We start from the raw sequence: 17,805 nt of genomic DNA on the forward strand, positions 1-17,805 counted from the left end.
CGAAGAATGATGAAGGGCGGTCACCCGGTTTCGCCGCCATTGCCTCAAAGTTCATCGGCATCACGCTGACTCTGCAGGATAAAGGTCACCACGATGAGGATCAGCCAGAGCAGATAGGGCCGGTACCACGCGCCGTTGGGATCGATCCACCAGTCCATGATCGCCGGGGAGAACAGGTAGATCCCCACTACCAGGATCAGAACCAATCGATAGATATACATGCCGCATCTCTTTTCGTGAGTGGCGCGATGGTAACGGATGCGCGCCGGCCTGCGTAGCTCGAGGCTGCTTACCTGACCAAGATTGGCGCGGGCATCCGGGCAAACGATCAGGGTCGCCGGGGGCGCTTACGCTGCTTGCACCGATGAACCGATGGAGTAGGATCTTGTCAACTGCAGTGGCAAGCGCCTGCGAGAGTCCTCGTTGCGCTTTATACACACTGCTTTTACCTGCCAAGGAAAGGCCCCTATGTCGCCCAAAGAACAGCAGCTCAGCGAACTCCTCGCGCTCACCTCGCGCAGCCTCACGCACCTGACCGCCGCAATAACCACCCTGTCATTCGACCTGATGCGCAGCACCGACCCCAGTGTGCGCGGCGCCGGCTCGCGGATGATCGTCAGGCTGGAGGCGGTTAGCAAGGAACTCGACCAGCAGTGGGCACTGATCAGCCGGCTGACCGGTGGGGCGCAGCCAAGCCGTGCCGATGCCGTGGTGGAAGTCCAGCTGCATTCGGCGCTCTAGCCGCCCTCAATCGGGTTGGCGCTCCGCCCACTTGGGCGCGCCGCTCGGTTGCCAGCTACGCAGCAGCTGCAGCAGTGTGTGTGGCGACTCGCCGAGCTGCAGCATGGCGCGGTGCTCGGAACGCACGAAACCTTGGCTGACTTGGTGGTCGAGGAACTCGCCAAGCTTGCTGTAGAAACCACCTGCATCGAGCAGGCCGAGCGGCTTGCGGTGATAGCCGAGTTGCCCCCAGGTCCACACCTCGAACAGCTCTTCCAGGGTACCGAGTCCGCCGGGCAGGGCGATAAAGGCGTCGCTGAGCTCGGCCATGCGGGCTTTGCGTGCATGCATGCCATCGACCACTTCCAGGCGGGTCAGGCCTGGATGGCCGATTTCGGCGCGTTCCAGACTCTGCGGAATGATGCCGATGACTTCGCCGCCAGCGGCCAGGGCCGCATCCGCAACCACTCCCATCAGGCCAACCGCGCCGCCACCATAGATCAGGCGCAGGCCTTGTTCGGCGAGATGACGCCCCAGGTTTTCCGCCGCCTGGCGGTAGATCGGCTGGGCGCCGGTGCTGGCACCGCAGAACACGCAAATTGAACGCAAGGTCATGCTCGCTTCCTGACTGTGAGGGGCTCACAGGTTAGCCAGTCTGTGGGCATCTACCAAGCGATCATGCTGCCACTGGCGCCACCCGCATAGGCGGCGAGCAAGCGGCATAACCAATCATTGAGCTGCATGGTTTTTTCTCCTGTTGCCTGTCGCTCAGGCTATATCCCAGGTGCCGCTGGGGTCGGTTGATTGTCTCCATGATGGCGATAGTTTCAGGGCTGGCTTGGCAAGTGGATAAGTATTCGATCGAGTTGCCCACAAAGACTGTGGAGCGAACTGTGGATAAGGTGGGTGTAGGCGCATGCAGGCCTAGTTGTACGGTTGTCCGGGCTGCTTGTGTGTTTTTTGATCAGGCTGACTTTTATTGATAAAACAGGCGCTTGGGAAAGGTATTGAGGGTTTTTGGATAAAAGCGGAAAGTTGTCCACGGCTATTGTGGGTAGGCCTGTGGGTAACTCTGTATGCCTGGCTGAATGCCTTGCTAGCCTTGGCTTTGCGCGGGTTGATCAGCTTTTGATCAATTCGTCCGGGCGTCCGGCGAGGGCATGTCGAGTGGCTGCTGGTCAAGCAATAATCCAGTTATTTCAAGGGTTTGTCCGGCGTGTCAGGCTCTGTGAGGATAGTTATCCAGTGCAGCTGTGGAGCGATCTGTGGATAAGCTGCGCGCGCTTGTACCCAGGCCACACAGGACTAGGCGTGGCTATGGTTGCTGGTTTTTTGCTCAATTGCCGCATCCGGTGCTGAACCAGTGCGCCGAACTGAGGGCGACCGAGCAGTTACAGGGCGCGCCCCGGGTAGTCGGTGATAAGGCCGTGGGCGCCGTGCTCGAGCAGGCAGGCATCGCCGGTTGTTCGTTGATGCTCCACAGTTGCACGTTCAAACCGTGCAGGACTTAGGCGCTGGCGGGGGCACCTGGCCCATGGCGCGATAGAGCACGCTGGCAAAAATCATCGCGGGCATGGCCCGCTCCTACGAAACACCTGAAAACCGTAGCCCGGATGCAATCCGGCGAGGTCCGCACCCCGGCTTCCGAGGTGCATCTACCGGTGAGACTCAGCCGGCCAGTAACCACACGCCTGTGAGCGCCGAGGCGGCGCCCGCCAGACGCAGCAAGGGCGCCGCCGCTTGCGGCAGCAGGCGCACCATGAGGTAGCCGCCGGCGTGCAAGGCGGCGGTGGCGATGACGAAGCCGAGTGCATAACTCCAGGGGCTGGCCAGTGCCGGCAGCTCCAAGCCGTGGGCCACGCCGTGGCTCAGGGCGAACAGCGCGGTCAGGCCGAGTGCCAGGGCCATCGGCAGACGCACCGCGACCGTCGCCAGCAGACCGAAGGCCAGCACCGAGCCGGCGATGCCGGTTTCCATCAGCGGGATCTGCACGCCGGCGAAGCCGAACAGGCCGCCGAGCAGCATGCTGGCGACGAAGGTCAATGGCAGTGCCCAGCGCGCGGCGCCAGTCTGCTGCGCGGCCCACAGGCCGACGGCGAGCATCGCCAACAAATGGTCGAGGCCGAATAGCGGGTGGGCCAGGCCGGCCAGCACGCCGGCATGTGCATGCCCGCTGTGGGCAAAGGCCGCGGCCGGGCTGAGGAGCAGGGCGAGGGCGAACAGGGAGTGGCGCAGGTTCATGGTGGATCTCCTTGGTGTCCTGGTGGTGCGGGTCGAGGCTTGGACGCGTGTAGGAGCGGGGGTGACGCCCAGTCCCATGGCCGCGAAAGCTTCGCGGGCATGGCCCGCTCCTACGGAAGGTTTCAGGCGACGTTGAGCATGCCGTGGCGTTCGATGAAGGCGATGATCTGTTCCAGGCCCTGACCGGTTTTTTGGTTGCTGAAGACGAAGGGCTTGTCGCCGCGCATCTTCAGGGTGTCGCGCTCCATCACCTCCAGCGAGGCGCCGACCAGGGGCGCCAGGTCGATCTTGTTGATCACCAGCAGGTCGGATTTGCAGATGCCCGGCCCACCCTTGCGCGGCAGCTTGTCGCCGGCCGAGACGTCGATCACGTAGAGGGTCAGGTCGGAGAGTTCCGGGCTGAAGGTGGCCGACAGGTTGTCGCCGCCGGATTCGACGATGATCAGATCGAGGCCGGGAAAGCGCCGGTTGAGTTGGTCGACCGCTTCCAGGTTGATCGAGGCGTCCTCGCGGATCGCCGTGTGCGGGCAGCCGCCGGTTTCCACGCCGATGATCCGCTCCGGCGCCAGGGCCTGATTGCGCACCAGAAACTGGGCGTCTTCCTGGGTGTAGATGTCGTTGGTCACCACCGCGAGGTTGTAGTGCTCACGCAGGGCCAGGCACAGGGCCAGGGTCAGGGCGGTCTTGCCGGAACCGACCGGGCCGCCGATGCCGATACGCAGGGGTTGGCTGTTCATGTGTGCTTCCTTATCAAGAGCGGAACAGGCGGCTGTACTGGCGCTCATGCGCCATGCTCGCCAGGGTCAGGCCGAAGGCGGCGCTGCCCCAGTGTTCGGGTGGTCGTTCGGTTGCCTGTTGTTGCGCCTGGTCGAGCACGGGCAGCAGCTGCGAGGTCAGGCGCTGGGCGGCTTGCTGGCCGAGCGGCAGGGTTTTCATCAGCACCGCCAGTTGGTTCTCCAGCCAGCCCCAGAGCCAGGCGGCGAGGGCGTCCTGCGGGCTGATCTGCCAGGCACGGGCGGCCAGTGCCCAGGCGACGGCCAGGCCGGGTTCATGCAGTTCGGCGAACAGCGCGCGGGCCGTGTCGTCCAGCTCGGGCAAGCCGCTCAGCAGCTGTTCCAGGGAATAGCCCATCTGCCGGCTTTCCTGACGCAGTTCGCGGGTTTCGCGGCTGGCGCGTTGCTGGGCGGCCAGGCTCTGCAGGGTCGCCCAGTCGCCGGCGCCTGCGGCCGCGCAGTGGGCCAGCAACAGCGGCGCCTCGAAGCGCGCCAGGTTGAGCAGGAGTTGATCGGCGATCCAGCGTTTGGCGCTGTCCGGGCAGGCGACCAGACCCTGTTCGACCGCCATTTCCAGGGCTTGCGAATAGCTGTAACCGCCGATTGGCAATTGCGGGCTGGCCAGTCTGAGTAGTGCCCAGGCCTTATTCACAGGGGCGCACCGAGCGGAGGCAGGCGCTATGAGCTGTAGCCGGCCGGCCATTCGGCAACTGCGGCCTGACCAGGCTGAGCAGCGCCCAGGTCTTGTTCACTTGCGCGCACCGAACTGATGCAGGCGCGGCGCGTAGCTGAATTCGGCGTCGCCGGCGTGGGAGTGGTGGTGACCGCCGCCGTAGGCGCCTTGCTCGGGCTGGTAGGGCGCCTCGATCAATGTGACCGTGGCGCCCAGTTGCTCGAGCATGGCTTTGAGCACGTAGTCGTCGGGCAGGCGCAACCAGCCGTCGCCCAGTTGCAGGGCGACGTGGCGGTTGCCCAGGTGATAGGCCGCGCGCATCAGCTCGAAGGGGTTGGCGCAGGTGACGTGCAGCAGCTGTTCGGCGCGGGCGCAGACGCGCACGATGCGGCCGTCTTCGGCCTGCAGGCATTCGCCGTCGTGCAAGGGCGGCTGGCCCCGTTCGAGGAACAGGCCGACGTCTTCGCCGCTGCGGCTGAAGCAGCGCAGGCGGCTTTTACTGCGGGCCTCGAAGGTCAGTTCCAGTTCCGCGTCCCAGTGCTCCTGGGTTGCGATGCGTTGGTGGATCACCAGCATGGGGGCGGTTTCCGGCAGGATGATCCCGGGGATAGAGCAAGGGTCTTGCCAAGGACTGTGCACGCAGGCCGGCAGCGGCCTGCGCGGCGGGTGGCGGCCAGGGTTGGGCGCCAGGCAGGGTTGTTCTGGTGCGCGCCAGGGATGGTTGCTTTATTTTGGTGCGCAGCCGGGATGTTTACCCCAACGGTGCAAGCGCTTTTGTAGGCGGGCCGCCCCGGCGCGATGCCTGTGCCTTGTGGTGCGGACGCTGTCCGCTATCGCCGCGGGTCGCGCCTCCACAGATTGCTGCGCTGCCTGGCGCCCGCTCTGTCGTAATTCCCGGGACGTGCGGGTATGCTTGCGCGCCCTCAAAATGAGCGCTGGCGGTTTGCTCGCGTGGTTCGGGAGTATCTGGATTTATGCTGGCTGTTGTGGCGATTCTGCCGATCTTCGCCTTGATCGTGCTGGGCTACCTGTTGGGCTGGCGCCAATGGTTGAGCGCCGAGTCGGCGGCCGGGCTGGCCAATATCACCTTCAAGCTGTTCATGCCGACGCTGCTGTTCGCCGGCATTGCCAAGGCCTCCCTGGGCGACGGTCTGTCGCCGATGTTGCTGTTGGCCTATTACCTGCCGGTGCTGCTGGTGTTCGGCCTGGTCAATCTGTTCGCCCACCAGCAGCGCGGCACGGCTACGCCGCTGGGCCTGACCGCTGCCTTTTCCAATAACGTGCTGGTGGGCATTCCCCTGGTGACCAGCCTGATGGGGCCGGAGGGCCTGGTCTATGTCTTCGCCATCCTGGTGTTCCACAGCCTCACGCTGTTTTCCCTGCACAGCTTTTATGCCGCGTTCGGCGGGCAGGAGCGGGTCGATGGCTGGGCGCTGCTGAAGAATCTGGCCAACCCGATGATCATCGGCTTGCTGCTGGGCGCGTTGCTCAATCTGTCCGGCTTGCGGGTGCCGGAGCCGCTGTGGCGGGTGATCGAGTGGCTGGCCCAGGCGGCATTGCCCTGCGCCTTGATCGTGCTGGGCGCCAGCCTGTCGCGCTATCGCCTGCGCCCCAGCCGCACGGTGCTGGGGCTGGCGTTGGCCAAGCTGCTGCTGTTCCCGGCCATGGTCTGGTGGTTGAGTGGCCAGTTGCCCGGGCTGAACGAGGCGGCGCGCAGCGTGCTGGTGCTGCTGGCCGCTTGTCCCAGCGGGGTCAATATCCTGGCCTTCGCCAAAACCCCGGAAGACACCCGCAACGTCAGCTCGGCGGTGTTCCTCTCCACCGTACTGGCGGCGCTGACGCTGCCGTTGTGGATGATCTCGGTACTCTGAACGGCCGGTTTCAGCCGTTGTGCCGCAGTTCCAGCAAGCGCTCGGCGCCACCTTCGGCGACATGACGATCCTGCGGCAGGACCTCTTGCTGGCTGTCTTTCACCTCACCGAGCAACGGTGGCGGGTTGTTGCTCGGCAGGGCGAAGGCGCTGCCGGCGAGCAGGCTCAAAACCAGGCTGATAACGAATGTGCTTTTCATGATCGGCTCCTCCAGGTGGGGGCTCAATGGCTACAGGAGGCAATACTAGGGATTTGGTCGTTAATAAGAAGTTGAACGACCTGATAGTGACCATCGATCTTCGTGATTATGGCGCCGGCACCGCGCCATCCATGGTTTCGCCGACTTCAGGTTATGGTTGGCCGCACGTTGCGCGCATACCGGCGTTACCGGTGTTACCGGCGGCGCCGATTCATAGGTTTCAAACAGGGATGATCAGTTATGTCGAATAGTGCTGCGCCACGTTACCCCCTGGTGTTGGTGCCGGGTTTGCTCGGTTTCATCCGTTTGCTCGGTTATTCCTATTGGTTCGGCATCGTCTCGGCGCTCCGCCGGCAGGGCGCCCGGGTCTTTCCGGTGCTGGTGTCCTCGGTGCACTCCAGCGAGGTGCGTGGCGAGCAACTGCTCGAACGCATCGCCCAGGTACTCAAGGAAACCGGTGCCGCCAAGGTGCACCTGATCGGCCATAGCCAAGGCGCACTGACTGCACGCTACGCTGCCGCGCTGAAGCCCGAGTGGGTGGCCTCGGTGACCTCGGTTGCCGGGCCCAACCATGGCTCGGAGCTGGCCGACTTTCTCCAGCGCAAGGCGCCCCATGGCAGCTGGCGCGAGAGGCTGCTGGCCGCCGTGCTGCGTGGCGTGGCGCGCTGCATGGCCTGGCTGGAGACCGGCTACAAGGGGCCGCGCCTGCCCATCGATGTCGCCGCCGCCCAGCAATCGCTGACCAGCGAGGGCGTCACCGCCTTCAATCGGCAATTTCCCCAAGGCCTGCCGGATAACTGGGGCGGTGAGGGCGCCGCCGAGGTCAATGGTGTGCGCTATTACTCCTGGTCCGGCACCCTGCAACCCGGCATCACCGATCGTGGCGGCAACCGCTTCGACGGGCCGAACCGGGCCTGCCGCTTGTTCGCCCGCACCTTTCGCCGCGAAGCCGGGCATTGCGACGGCATGGTCGGGCGCTACAGCTCGCACCTGGGCACGGTGATCGGCGATGACTTTCCGCTCGACCACTTCGACATCGTCAACCAGACCTTCGGCCTGGTCGGCAAGGGCGCCAACCCCGTGGGCTTGTTCGTCGAGCATGCCCGGCGCCTGCACGACGCCGGTTTGTAGGCACGCGAACCGCTGGCCGTGCCTGCCTGAGCCGGGCTGCCAGGGGCGGTTGCTGGCGCATTGCCCGGCTCAAGTTGGCTTTATCGAATGTTCGACTAGAGTTTCGGAATAGCTAATATTTCGCGGGTATGTTGCATGCCGAAGGTCATACGGGTGTTCGTGCGAGCGGTGGACGCGATGAATCGCGTCATCGGTCGCTTCGCCATGTACCTGATCTTCGCCATGCTGGCGGTGCTGCTGTATTCCTCGGTCAGCAAGACCTTTGCCGATCCGGCGATCTGGACCCTGGAAGCCGCGCAGTTCCTGATGGTCGCCTACTTCCTCCTGGGCGGCGGCTACTCCATGCAGCTCGATGCCCATGTGCGCATGGACCTGTTCTACAGTCGCTGGTCGCCGCGTACGGCGGCGACCATGGATGCCATCACCATCGGCTTCCTGATTTTCTACCTGGGCTTTCTGCTGTATGGCGGGGTCTCCTCGACGCTGTATGCCCTCGAGTATGGCGAGACCAGCTATTCGGCCTGGTCGCCGCGCATGGCGCCGATCAAGATCGTCATGACCATCGGCGTGGCGCTGATGCTGCTGCAGGCGATCGCCACCTTCTTCAAGGACCTCGCCAGCGCACGCGGGGAGACGCTGTAATGAGTTACGAGCTCATCGCGCTGCTGATGTTCTCCACCATGATGTTGCTGTTGCTCACCGGCAAGCGGGTGTTCGGCGCCATCGGTTTCGTCGCGGTGATCGCCGCCTTGCTGCTGTGGGGCGATGGCGGTTCGGAAGTGGCGTTCAACGCCGCGATGAAGTTGATGAAGTGGTACCCGCTGCTGACCCTGCCGATGTTCGTCTACATGGGCTACATGCTCTCCGAGTCCGGCTTGGCCGAAGACCTCTACCGCATGTTCCACGTCTGGATGGGCCCGCTGCACGGCGGCCTGGCGATCGGCACCATCGGCCTGATGGTGGTGATCTCGGCGATGAACGGCCTGAGCGTCGCCGGCATGGCGATCGGCGCCAGCATCGCCCTGCCCGAGTTGCTGCGCCGCGGCTACGACAAGGTCATGGTCACCGGGGTGATCCAGGCCGGTAGTTCGCTGGGCATCCTCATCCCGCCCAGCGTGGTGCTGGTGCTGTACGGCATGATCGCCCGCCAGCCAGTGGGCCAGCTGTGGCTGGCCGGGGTCTTCCCCGGGCTGCTGATGGCCGGCTTGTTCGTGCTCTATATCGTCATCCGCTGTCGCTTGAATCCCGCGCTCGGGCCGGCCCTGCCCGAGGAGGAGCGCCGGCAGATCACCCGCGGCGAGAAGCTGCACCTACTCAAGGCCGGTATAGCGCCGCTGTTCATTTTCTTTTCCATGACCGGCCTGTTTCTGATGGGCATCACCAGCCTGGTGGAAAGCTCGGCGGTGGGTGCGGCGGCCGCGACCCTGACGGCCCTGGCCAAGCGCCGGCTGAGTCGCCAGGTGATGGAGGAAACCCTGCGCAAGACGCTGGGCATCACCTGCATGTTCATGTGGATCATCCTCGCCGCCCTGTGCTTCGGCGCGGTGTTCGACGGTCTCGGCGCGGTCAAGGCCATCGAAACCTTCTTCGTCGACCGGCTGAACCTGGGGCCCTGGGAAATCCTCATCATGATGCAGCTGTCGTTCATCCTCATGGGCATGTTCCTCGACGACACCGCCATGCTGGTGATAGTCGCGCCGCTGTATATCCCCCTGGTCGGCGCCCTCGGCTTCGATCTGATCTGGTACGGCGTGCTCTACACCATCACCTGCCAGATCGCCTACATGACCCCGCCCTTCGGCTACAACCTGTTCCTCATGCGCGCCATGGCGCCGCCGGAGGTGTCGCTGCGCGACATCTACGTCTCGGTCACGCCCTTCGTGCTGGTGATGATCCTGGCCCTGGTGCTGGTCATGGTATTTCCGCAACTGGCGCTGTGGTTGCCGCAGTGGCACTACGCACGCTGAACCCAAGAATTCAGGAACGGCAGTAAATACAGTTGGATTGTCGATACGAACCAGAACGGTACCGCCACCCATGAGGATCGAGTTGCCCACCTGAAAACCTTGCACCGACCTGGCCGGGTCGCAGTGGTGCTGATGCATGACATCTGAATCGACACTTTGGAGATACCAGCATGACTACGAGACGCAGCTTCCTCAAGACCGCGGCGGTCACCACCGGCGCGGTGGGCGCCACGGCCCTGGGTTCGGCGCATATCTATGCCCAGGAGCCGAAGAAGATTACCTGGCGCCTGCAGACCTATGCCGGCCCGGCCCTCGGCGAGCACGTGATCAAACCGTCCATCGATGCCTTCAACCAGGCGGCCAACGGCCAGATGGAAATCCAGCTGTATTACGCCGACCAGCTGGTGCCCACCGGCGAACTGTTCCGCGCCATGCAGCGCGGCACCATCGATGCGGTGCAGAGCGATGACGACTCGATCGCCGCACCGGTGGACGTCTCGGTGTTCGGCGGCTATTTCCCCTTCGCCACCCGCTACAGCCTGGACGTGCCGGTGCTGTTCGAGAAGTACGGCCTGCGGCAGATCTGGGAGGAAGCCTATGGCGAGGTCAAGGGCGTCACCTGGCTCGGCGCCGGTGCCTGGGACCCCTGCCATTTCGCCACGGTCGAGCCGATCAAGAGCCTGGCCGACCTCAAGGGCAAACGCATCTTCACCTTTCCCACAGCCGGTAAATTCCTCTCCCGTTTCGGCGTGATCCCGGTGACCCTGCCCTGGGAAGACGTCGAGGTGGCGGTGCAGACCGGCGAGCTGGACGGCATCACCTGGTCGGGCATCACCGAGGACTACACCGTCGGCTGGGCCAACGTGACCAAGTACTTCCTCACCAACAACATCTCCGGCGCCTGGATCGGCTCCTATTTCGCCAACTCGGACAAGTGGGCCGAAGTGCCCGAGCACCTCAAGACCCTGTTCAAACTGTGCATGGACAGTTCCCACTACTACCGCCAGCACTGGTACTGGGGCGGCGAGGCGCAGTTACGGGTCGAAGGCGGCAAGCTGCAACTGACCACCATCCCCGACGCCGAGTGGGCCACGGTCGAGGCCGAGGCCCTGAAATTCTGGGACGAGATCGCCAAGACCAGCCCGCGTGCGGCCAAGGTCGTCGAGATCTTCAAGAAGTACAACGCGCTGATGGCCAAGGCCGGCCCGCCCTATCGCTACTCCTGACGGGGCGGGGGCTGGCCGGCGTGCCCATGCCACGGCGGCCGCGCAGCAAACTGTGTAGGAGCCAGGGGGACGCCTAGTCCTTGCTGGCGATGCTTTTGATTTAAAAAGATCGCCAGCAAGCTGGCTCCTACATGGTTCATGTTTTTATTTAATTTCTATATATAAAACAAAGGGTTGATGTCGGCTTTATAAGCGCGGCCCATGGCCGCGAAATGTCCCGTCAGGGCGCAGATCGTGGCAATGGCCAGCACTATGTGGCCAACAGGCAACAGCAACAGAGCCAGAACAAAAAAAGGGGTGCATATGCTCAATCCGCGGGATGTAAAAACCAGCGAGGACGCCAGGCGCATCGTCGAGGAGCGCGGTATCAGTCACGTTAAGGTCGGTGTGTTCGATAACGACGGGGTGATGCGCGGCAAGTACCTGAGCCGCAGCAAGTTCTTCTCCGCCCTCGACAGCGGCTTCGCCTTCTGCGACGTGGTGCTCGGCTGGGACGTCAAGGATCAGCTCTACGACAACGCCAGCTACACCGGCTGGCACACCGGCTACCCGGATGCGCCGGTGCGCGTGCTGCCGCACACCTGCCGCGATATTCCCTTCGAGAACGGCATGCTGCTGTTCATCTGCGAGTTCGACCTGCAGGCCGAGCAGGTGTGTCCGCGCGCCACCCTGCGGCGGGTGATCGAGCGTTGCCAGGCGATGGGTTTCGATCCCTTCGCGGCGCTGGAATACGAATTCTTCATGTTCGATGAAACCCCGGAATCGGCGCGGGAAAAGGGTTATCGCAACCTCAAACCCTTCACCCCGGACTGGTTCGGCTACTCGACCATCCGCAACTCGGTGCACGCCGAGCTGTACCACGAGATTCTCGAACTGGCCGAGCGGATGGACTTCCCCATCGAAGGCCTGCACACCGAGACCGGTCCCGGCGTGATCGAAGCCGCCATCGCCTATGACCATGCCGAAGCGGCGGGGGACAAGGGCGCGCTGTTCAAGACCTTCATGAAGGTGCTGGCCCAGCGCAACGGCCTGATGGCCACCTTCATGGCCAAGTGGTCGGGCAAATACCCGGGGCAGAGCGGGCATATCCACGTCTCCCTGCGCGACCGGACGACCGGCAAGTCGGCCTTCCACGATCCGAGCCAGGCGCACAACATGAGCCTGATCCAGCGCCAGTTTCTCGCCGGCCAGCAGCGTCTGATGCCCGAGTTCCTGTGCATGGTGGCGCCGACCCTGAACAGCTACCGGCGTCTGATCCCCGGTTTCTGGGCGCCGACCGACGCCACCTGGGGCGTGGAAAACCGTACCGCGGCGCTGCGCGTGATTCCCGGCAGCGACAAGTCGCAGCGCCTGGAATATCGCCTCGGCGCGGCGGACGGCAATCCCTACCTGACCCTCGCCGTGGCCATCGGCTCCGGCCTGTACGGCGTGATGCAGCAGTGGCAGCCGAGCGATCCGGTGGTCGGCAACGCCTACGCGGTCAAGCATCCGCCGGAGCTGGCCCTGCCGCGCACCCTGTGGGATGCGGCGCAGCGCCTGAAAGGCTCCGCGGCGGCCCGCGAGTTGTTCGGCGATCCGTTCGTCGAGCATTTCGCCGCCAGCCGCGAATGGGAGGAACGTGAATACCGTCGGCATGTCAGCGATTGGGAGCTGGATCGCTACTTTGAAATCATCTGAATGACCGGTAGTCCCTGTGCGTGGATCCTGATTTTATGCGCTCCTACGAAACCCCCGAAACCCGTCGCCCGGGCGGTATTAGCCCCTCCCGGATCGCATCCGGGCTTGTATGTTCGTCAGGGTAGGGTGGATGACGCTTCACCCATCCACCATTGTTATTGGTGGATGGGTGAAGCGTCATCCACCCTACGATCTCGCAGCCCTTGCAGGCGAACATGGGATCTGCGTGTTGATCGAGACAGCATCCTATGGAGTGAGCAATGAGCAAACTGCAATGCATATCCCCCATCGACGGTTCGCTGTATGTCGAGCGTGAGCTGGCTTCGGCCAGTGAAATAAAGGCCGCTCTGGCCAAGGCCGAACGGGCCCAGCAGGGCTGGAAGCACACCCCGCTGGCCGAGCGCGTGGCCATCGCCCGCCGGGCCATCGCCGCCTTCGCCGCCCGGGAAGACCAGCTCGCCGAAGAACTGTGCTGGATGATGGGCCGGCCGATCCGTTATGCCGCCGGCGAGATCCGCGGCTTCGTCGAACGCGCCAGCTACATGGCCGATATCGCCGAGAGCGCCCTGGCCGACATCCGGTTGCCGGACAAACCCGGCTTCACCCGCTTCATCCGTCGCGAGCCGCTGGGCGTGGCCCTGGTCATTGCGCCCTGGAACTATCCCTACCTGACCGCGGTGAACGCGGTGATGCCGGCGCTGCTGGCTGGCAATGCGGTGCTGCTCAAGCACTCGGCGCAGACCCCGCTTTGCGCCGAGCGCATGGTCGCGGCCTTCGCCGAGGCCAGTCTGCCCGACGGCGTGTTCCAGTACCTGCACCTGAGCCACGCCGACACCGAGCAATTGATCCAGGCACCGGCGATCCAGCATGTGGCCTTCACCGGCTCGGTGCCGGGCGGCGCCATGGTCGAGCGGGCAGCGGCGGGGCGCTTTATCAGCGTCGGCCTGGAGCTGGGCGGCAAGGACCCGGCCTACGTGCGCGCCGACGCCGACCTCCGCCATGCGGTGGAAACCAGCATAGATGGCGCCTTCTTCAACTCCGGGCAATCCTGTTGCGGCATCGAGCGCATCTACGTGCACGAGTCGCTGTATGACGCCTTCGTCGAACAGGCGGTGGCGCTGGTGAAACAGTACAAGCTGGGCCGCTCCGACGACCCGGAAACCACCCTCGGCCCGCTGGTGCGCGCCGAGGCGGCGGATTTCGTCCGCCGGCAGATCAGCGAGGCCGTGGCCCAGGGCGCGGTCGCCCATATCGACCCGACCCGCTTCGCCCTCGACCGCCCCGGCTCCGCCTACCTGGCGCCACAGGTGCTGACCGACGTCTACCACGGCATGCGGGTGATGACCGAGGAATCCTTCGGCCCGCTGGTCGGCATCCAGAAGGTCAAGGACGACGAGGAGGCGCTGGCGCTGATGAACGACAGCGAATTCGGCCTCACCGCCGCCATCTTCAGCCGCGACGTCGACGCCGCCCTGGCCCTGGCCGAGCGGGTCGAGGCCGGCACCGTATTTCTCAACCGTTGCGACTACCTCGACCCGGCCCTGGCCTGGACCGGGGTGAAGCACTCCGGGCGCGGCTGCAGCCTGTCGAGCATCGGCTACGAGCACCTGACCCGGCCGAAATCCTTCCACTTCAAGACCACGCTGTGAGGCTCGTCATGGACCTGAATCAATACCGTATGAACTGGAACTACCCGACCTCGATCCGCGTCGGCGCCGGGCGCATCACCGAGCTGCCGCAAGCCTGTCGTGCCCTCGGCATGAGCGCGCCGCTGTTGGTCACCGACCCCGGCCTGGCGGCCCTGTCGCTGATCGACCACGCCCTGCTGCAGTGCCGCGACGATGGCCTCAAGGCCGGGCTGTTCTCGGCGATCAAGGGCAACCCCACCGGGCACAACGTGATGGACGGGGTCGCCGCCTTCAAGGCCGGCGGCCACGACGGGGTGATCGCCTTCGGCGGCGGTTCGGCGCTGGACGCCGGCAAGGCCATCGCCCTGATGGTCGGCCAGAACCGCCCGCTGTGGGACTTCGAAGACGTCGGCGACAACTGCAACCGCGTCGACGTCGCCGGCATGGCGCCGGTGGTGGCGGTGCCGACCACCGCCGGCACCGGTTCGGAAGTCGGCCGCGCCTCGGTGATCACCGACGACGCCGAGCACATCAAGCGCATCATCTTCCACCCGCGGATGCTCCCGGCCCTGGTCATCCTCGACCCGCAACTGAGCATCGGCCTGCCGCCGAAGATCACCGCCGCCACCGGCATGGACGCCTTGTCGCACAGTCTCGAGGCCTACTGTTCGCCGCTGTTCCACCCCATGGCCGAAGGCATCGCCCTAGAGGGCATGCGCCTGGTCCAGCACTACCTGCCGCGCGCGGTGAGCAAGGGCAGCGATGTCGAGGCGCGCCTGCAGATGCTGGTGGCCTCGAGCATGGGCGCCACCGCCTTCCAGCGCGGCCTCGGCGCCATGCACGCCCTGGCCCATCCCCTCGGCGCGCTGTACGACGCCCACCACGGCCTGCTCAACGCGGTGCTGATGCCCTACGTGCTGCAGGCCAACCGCACCCGCATCGAGCCACAAATGGAGCGCCTGGCGCGCTACCTCAACCTGGCCAAACCGGGCTTCACCGGCGTACTCGACTGGGTGCTGCACCTGCGCAACGAAGTCGGCATCCCCCACAGCCTGGCCGAAATCGGCATCGACGACAGCCGCCTCGAGCAGGTCGGGCAGATGGCCGAGGTCGACCCGTCGGCGGGGACCAACCCGATTGCCTTTAGTGCGAGCGAGTACAGTCAGTTGTTTGGCAGGGCGTTGCGCGGGAACCTGTAGGCTGGAGTGAATTGATGCGGGAGGCAGATGACAGGCTTGTCAGGCCTTGAGCGCAAATGATGAATGCTCGAGGAGAGTAGGGCGGAGCGGAGCACCGGCCGCTCATGAGCGGAGTGAACAGCCCGCCAAGGTGCGGCCCTACGGTGCTGATAAATAAACTGAACCCACTTCCCTTCTTGTTTAAAGGCGACATGAATAACCGTGGTCTGCCCCTGTTTAATTCTCCGTTCTATGCAGCGGTTGCTCTCAGGTTGATAAGGCCTGGGGATTGAAGGCAGTTATACCTTCTTGGGCCTGCTTGCTGCGCAGGGCTATCGCACTTGGCACCCACCCATGAGGGAAAAGGTAGAAGCGATTATCCTCCACTCCCTTGAGGGTGATTTCGGCAATTTCGGAGGCGGAAATTTTACCGGCTTCCACCGCTCGTCTCACACGCTCTTCGTACAGACGCTTCATCTCGCTGTCGACGGCAGCGTCGGCGAATTCCGCCGGGCGGTTGCGTTCGGCCGCAATGATTGCGGTTGGAAAAAAAGCTGGTGAGAGCACACTGACACTGACCGCGCTGCTGGCCATCTTCAGGTCATTGGCCAGGCTCTCCGAGAGTGCCACCACCGCCGCTTTGGTGGCGTTGTAGATGCCGCTGCCGGCTGAGGACATCCAGCCGGCCGCCGAGGCGATATTGACAATATGTCCCTCGCCCTGGCCGAGCATGATCGGCGTGAAGGCTTTCACGCCCCAGGCGACGCCAAAGAGGTTGACGTTGGTTAGCCAGTGCCAGTCAGCGACGGTATTTTCCCAGATTGGCGCGGTGACGCCTACGCCGGCGTTGTTGAATAGCAGGTGAGCGGCGCCGAAGCGTTGCATGGTCAGTTGCGACAGCGCTTCGACCTGTTCGAAGCAGGATACGTCCAATTGCAAGGTGGCGATGGGCGTGTTGGGCAGCTCCTGCAGGACCAGGACGCGAGTCGCTTCCAAGTTGTCGGCCTCGACGTCGGCCAGTACCAGTTTCATCCGACGCCGTGCACAGGCCAACGCCAGTTCGCGGCCCAGGCCTCCGCCAGCCCCAGTAATTATGCTGACCTTTCCGTTCAAGTCTTTCATTTGTCGTCTCCGTGCTGGGTTGTGCCGACGCGCTGTTGCAGCGCCTCGTTCATACGTCGATAGAGTCGTTTCGATTGGCTCAGACGCGGCCAGAGCGTCGGCAACAGGAGTCCGGAAAAGCGCTCGCCATGGATAAAACGGGTGCTGCCATCGGCATTCTCGGCAAGCTGGAAGAAGTGCTCGCCGGCTACAGTGAAGGGGTTTCCGCCGCGCCAGGCGAAGCGGTTTGGCGCATCGTCACTGCAGATGCGCGCCTGGAACAGGGTCTTGCGACCCTTGCCCAGCTTGACCGCAAAATCCACCAAGCCGCCCGGCCGGCGATCGATCCGGTGGATCTCCAGCATTGGATTCCACTGCGGGTATCGCTCGAAATCAACCAGACACTCCCACACCGCACGGGTCGGCGCATCGATGTCGATTTCGGTTCTGATCTGCCGCGAGAAGAGACTATCGCGAGTGGTACCCAGCGCCTTGTAGGCCTGTCGCTCACGCAGCCGGTTGAGCAGTTTGGCTTTCAGGTTCGGCTCGCTGAATCCCACCAAGGCATAAAGCTGCGGCGAGCAGTACAGCATTTCCACCGAAAAGCCTTGTGGGTCATTGACGTAGAGGCACTGTAGTCGTTGCGGCTGGCCCACCGGCTTGCAGTTGGGGACAAAGCCGGCCGCGAGCACTCGTTCGAAATGCTCGGCGAAGCTGTCCCTGCTGGCAAAACCGATGGCCAGGTTCATGATGCCAATGTCGCTCAATTTGTATCGGGGCGGTCTGGGCTTGGGATTCGCCGGTTGGCGGAGTTCCAGCCACATATCGCCTTTGACCAGACAATCGCTGGCGATGGTGTCGGCATCGTGCACGACTGCGCGGTCGCCACGCTCGAAACCCAGCCCTTCGATGAAGGTTGTAACGCTGTGCATGCAGTCGGCGACTACCAAGGCAAGGCCGGCAAGCTTGTACGGATACGACTGTCCCAGCAGTGAGCGGTCCTCGATCAGTTCGATGAGAATCCCGTCTGGATCCCGAATGAAACGGCGCTCAGCGGATCTGCGGGTTTCCAGCTTCAGGCCGAGCGCCTGGGCGCGCGCTTCAAAAAGCTCCAATGAATCGACCCGTGCAAGGATGCGCCGATAACCGATGCGCTCGTCGTCCTCGATTGCGAGGGGCGTGGGAGCTGGTGATTCGAATTCGAACAGTTCCAATTGGAAAAACGCCCGGTCGTCTATCAACCAGCTGACCCGTGATGCAGCGCCGGCGACGCCTTGTACCCGTTCGGCCTGCTTGCCGCGGAAGGACAGGGTGCCGAAGACGTGCTTGAGTCCGAACAGTTTCTGGTAGAAATGGAGGGACGCAGTGGTGTCGCGCACACTGAGTGCGATCTGGCAGATATTGGTGGTCATGGTTGTTC

Annotated in this window: 18 protein-coding genes; 9 read left to right on the plus strand and 9 right to left on the minus strand. The window is 63.8% G+C overall.

Going from position 1 to position 17,805, the window contains the following annotated elements; genetic code table 11:
* Nucleotides 1-44 precede the first annotated feature (44 nt).
* Nucleotides 45-221 (minus strand): hypothetical protein, encoded by a 177-nt coding sequence (locus G9C89_RS20785; RefSeq protein ID WP_003244646.1) that lies wholly within the window; start codon nt 219-221, stop codon nt 45-47.
* Between the two features lie 247 nt (nt 222-468).
* Here G9C89_RS20785 and G9C89_RS20790 point away from each other — a divergent pair, with 247 nt between their 5' ends.
* On the plus strand, nt 469-741 hold the full coding sequence (locus G9C89_RS20790) for a hypothetical protein (RefSeq protein ID WP_172151757.1): 273 nt from the start codon (nt 469-471) through the stop codon (nt 739-741).
* Nucleotides 742-747: 6 nt separating this feature from the next.
* Here G9C89_RS20790 and G9C89_RS20795 read toward each other — a convergent pair whose 3' ends face one another.
* The 5 genes from G9C89_RS20795 to ureE all read right to left on the minus strand — a co-directional run bounded on the left by G9C89_RS20795 (nt 748) and on the right by ureE (nt 4,983).
* Entirely contained in the window at nt 748-1,335 is a 588-nt protein-coding gene (locus tag G9C89_RS20795) for an LOG family protein (RefSeq protein WP_172151759.1), read from the minus strand.
* 1,053 nt (nt 1,336-2,388) lie between these two features.
* Entirely contained in the window at nt 2,389-2,961 is a 573-nt protein-coding gene (locus G9C89_RS20800) for a HupE/UreJ family protein (RefSeq protein ID WP_172151761.1), read from the minus strand.
* Nucleotides 2,962-3,083: 122 nt separating this feature from the next.
* Nucleotides 3,084-3,698: an urease accessory protein UreG gene (gene ureG / locus G9C89_RS20805; protein WP_172151763.1), complete on the minus strand. Its 615-nt coding sequence runs from the start codon at nt 3,696-3,698 to the stop codon at nt 3,084-3,086.
* A gap of 13 nt (nt 3,699-3,711) precedes the next feature.
* Nucleotides 3,712-4,386 (minus strand): urease accessory protein UreF, encoded by a 675-nt coding sequence (locus G9C89_RS20810; protein ID WP_172151765.1) that lies wholly within the window; start codon nt 4,384-4,386, stop codon nt 3,712-3,714.
* A 96-nt stretch (nt 4,387-4,482) separates the two neighbouring features.
* Nucleotides 4,483-4,983 (minus strand): urease accessory protein UreE, encoded by a 501-nt coding sequence (gene ureE / locus G9C89_RS20815; protein ID WP_172151767.1) that lies wholly within the window; start codon nt 4,981-4,983, stop codon nt 4,483-4,485.
* 398 nt (nt 4,984-5,381) lie between these two features.
* On the opposite strand from ureE, the gene G9C89_RS20820 reads away from it, so the two are divergent.
* On the plus strand, nt 5,382-6,278 hold the full coding sequence (locus G9C89_RS20820) for an AEC family transporter (RefSeq protein ID WP_172151769.1): 897 nt from the start codon (nt 5,382-5,384) through the stop codon (nt 6,276-6,278).
* A gap of 10 nt (nt 6,279-6,288) precedes the next feature.
* Here G9C89_RS20820 and G9C89_RS20825 read toward each other — a convergent pair whose 3' ends face one another.
* Nucleotides 6,289-6,477 (minus strand): hypothetical protein, encoded by a 189-nt coding sequence (locus G9C89_RS20825; protein WP_172151771.1) that lies wholly within the window; start codon nt 6,475-6,477, stop codon nt 6,289-6,291.
* A gap of 240 nt (nt 6,478-6,717) precedes the next feature.
* On the opposite strand from G9C89_RS20825, the gene G9C89_RS20830 reads away from it, so the two are divergent.
* From G9C89_RS20830 to G9C89_RS20860, 7 genes are all read left to right on the plus strand, one after another.
* Complete coding sequence (locus G9C89_RS20830) at nt 6,718-7,608, plus strand: esterase/lipase family protein (protein WP_172151773.1); 891 nt, start codon at nt 6,718-6,720, stop codon at nt 7,606-7,608.
* A 135-nt stretch (nt 7,609-7,743) separates the two neighbouring features.
* Nucleotides 7,744-8,250 carry a TRAP transporter small permease subunit gene (locus G9C89_RS20835; protein WP_172151775.1) on the plus strand — a complete coding sequence of 169 codons (507 nt, stop codon included), beginning with the start codon at nt 7,744-7,746 and terminating at the stop codon, nt 8,248-8,250.
* Complete coding sequence (locus G9C89_RS20840; protein WP_172151777.1) at nt 8,250-9,575, plus strand: TRAP transporter large permease; 1,326 nt, start codon at nt 8,250-8,252, stop codon at nt 9,573-9,575. The genes G9C89_RS20835 and G9C89_RS20840 overlap by 1 nt, the downstream gene beginning before the upstream one ends.
* Nucleotides 9,576-9,745: 170 nt before the next feature.
* Nucleotides 9,746-10,801, plus strand: coding sequence for a TRAP transporter substrate-binding protein DctP (gene dctP, locus G9C89_RS20845; protein WP_172151779.1), 1,056 nt, complete (start codon nt 9,746-9,748; stop codon nt 10,799-10,801).
* A gap of 303 nt (nt 10,802-11,104) precedes the next feature.
* Nucleotides 11,105-12,478 carry a glutamine synthetase family protein gene (locus G9C89_RS20850; RefSeq protein WP_172151781.1) on the plus strand — a complete coding sequence of 458 codons (1,374 nt, stop codon included), beginning with the start codon at nt 11,105-11,107 and terminating at the stop codon, nt 12,476-12,478.
* A 260-nt stretch (nt 12,479-12,738) separates the two neighbouring features.
* Nucleotides 12,739-14,127, plus strand: a complete 1,389-nt coding sequence (locus G9C89_RS20855) for an aldehyde dehydrogenase family protein (RefSeq protein WP_172151783.1) — start codon at nt 12,739-12,741, stop codon at nt 14,125-14,127.
* 8 nt (nt 14,128-14,135) lie between these two features.
* Nucleotides 14,136-15,305, plus strand: coding sequence for an iron-containing alcohol dehydrogenase (locus tag G9C89_RS20860; RefSeq protein WP_172151785.1), 1,170 nt, complete (start codon nt 14,136-14,138; stop codon nt 15,303-15,305).
* Nucleotides 15,306-15,551: 246 nt separating this feature from the next.
* Here G9C89_RS20860 and G9C89_RS20865 read toward each other — a convergent pair whose 3' ends face one another.
* Nucleotides 15,552-16,406 carry an SDR family NAD(P)-dependent oxidoreductase gene (locus G9C89_RS20865; protein ID WP_172151787.1) on the minus strand — a complete coding sequence of 285 codons (855 nt, stop codon included), beginning with the start codon at nt 16,404-16,406 and terminating at the stop codon, nt 15,552-15,554.
* Entirely contained in the window at nt 16,403-17,797 is a 1,395-nt protein-coding gene (locus tag G9C89_RS20870) for a VOC family protein (protein ID WP_172151789.1), read from the minus strand. The genes G9C89_RS20865 and G9C89_RS20870 overlap by 4 nt, the downstream gene beginning before the upstream one ends.
* Nucleotides 17,798-17,805: the final 8 nt, after the last annotated feature.

It is taken from the genome of Pseudomonas tumuqii (genome assembly GCF_013184545.1).
In the GTDB taxonomy this organism is placed as follows: domain Bacteria; phylum Pseudomonadota; class Gammaproteobacteria; order Pseudomonadales; family Pseudomonadaceae; genus Aquipseudomonas; species Aquipseudomonas tumuqii.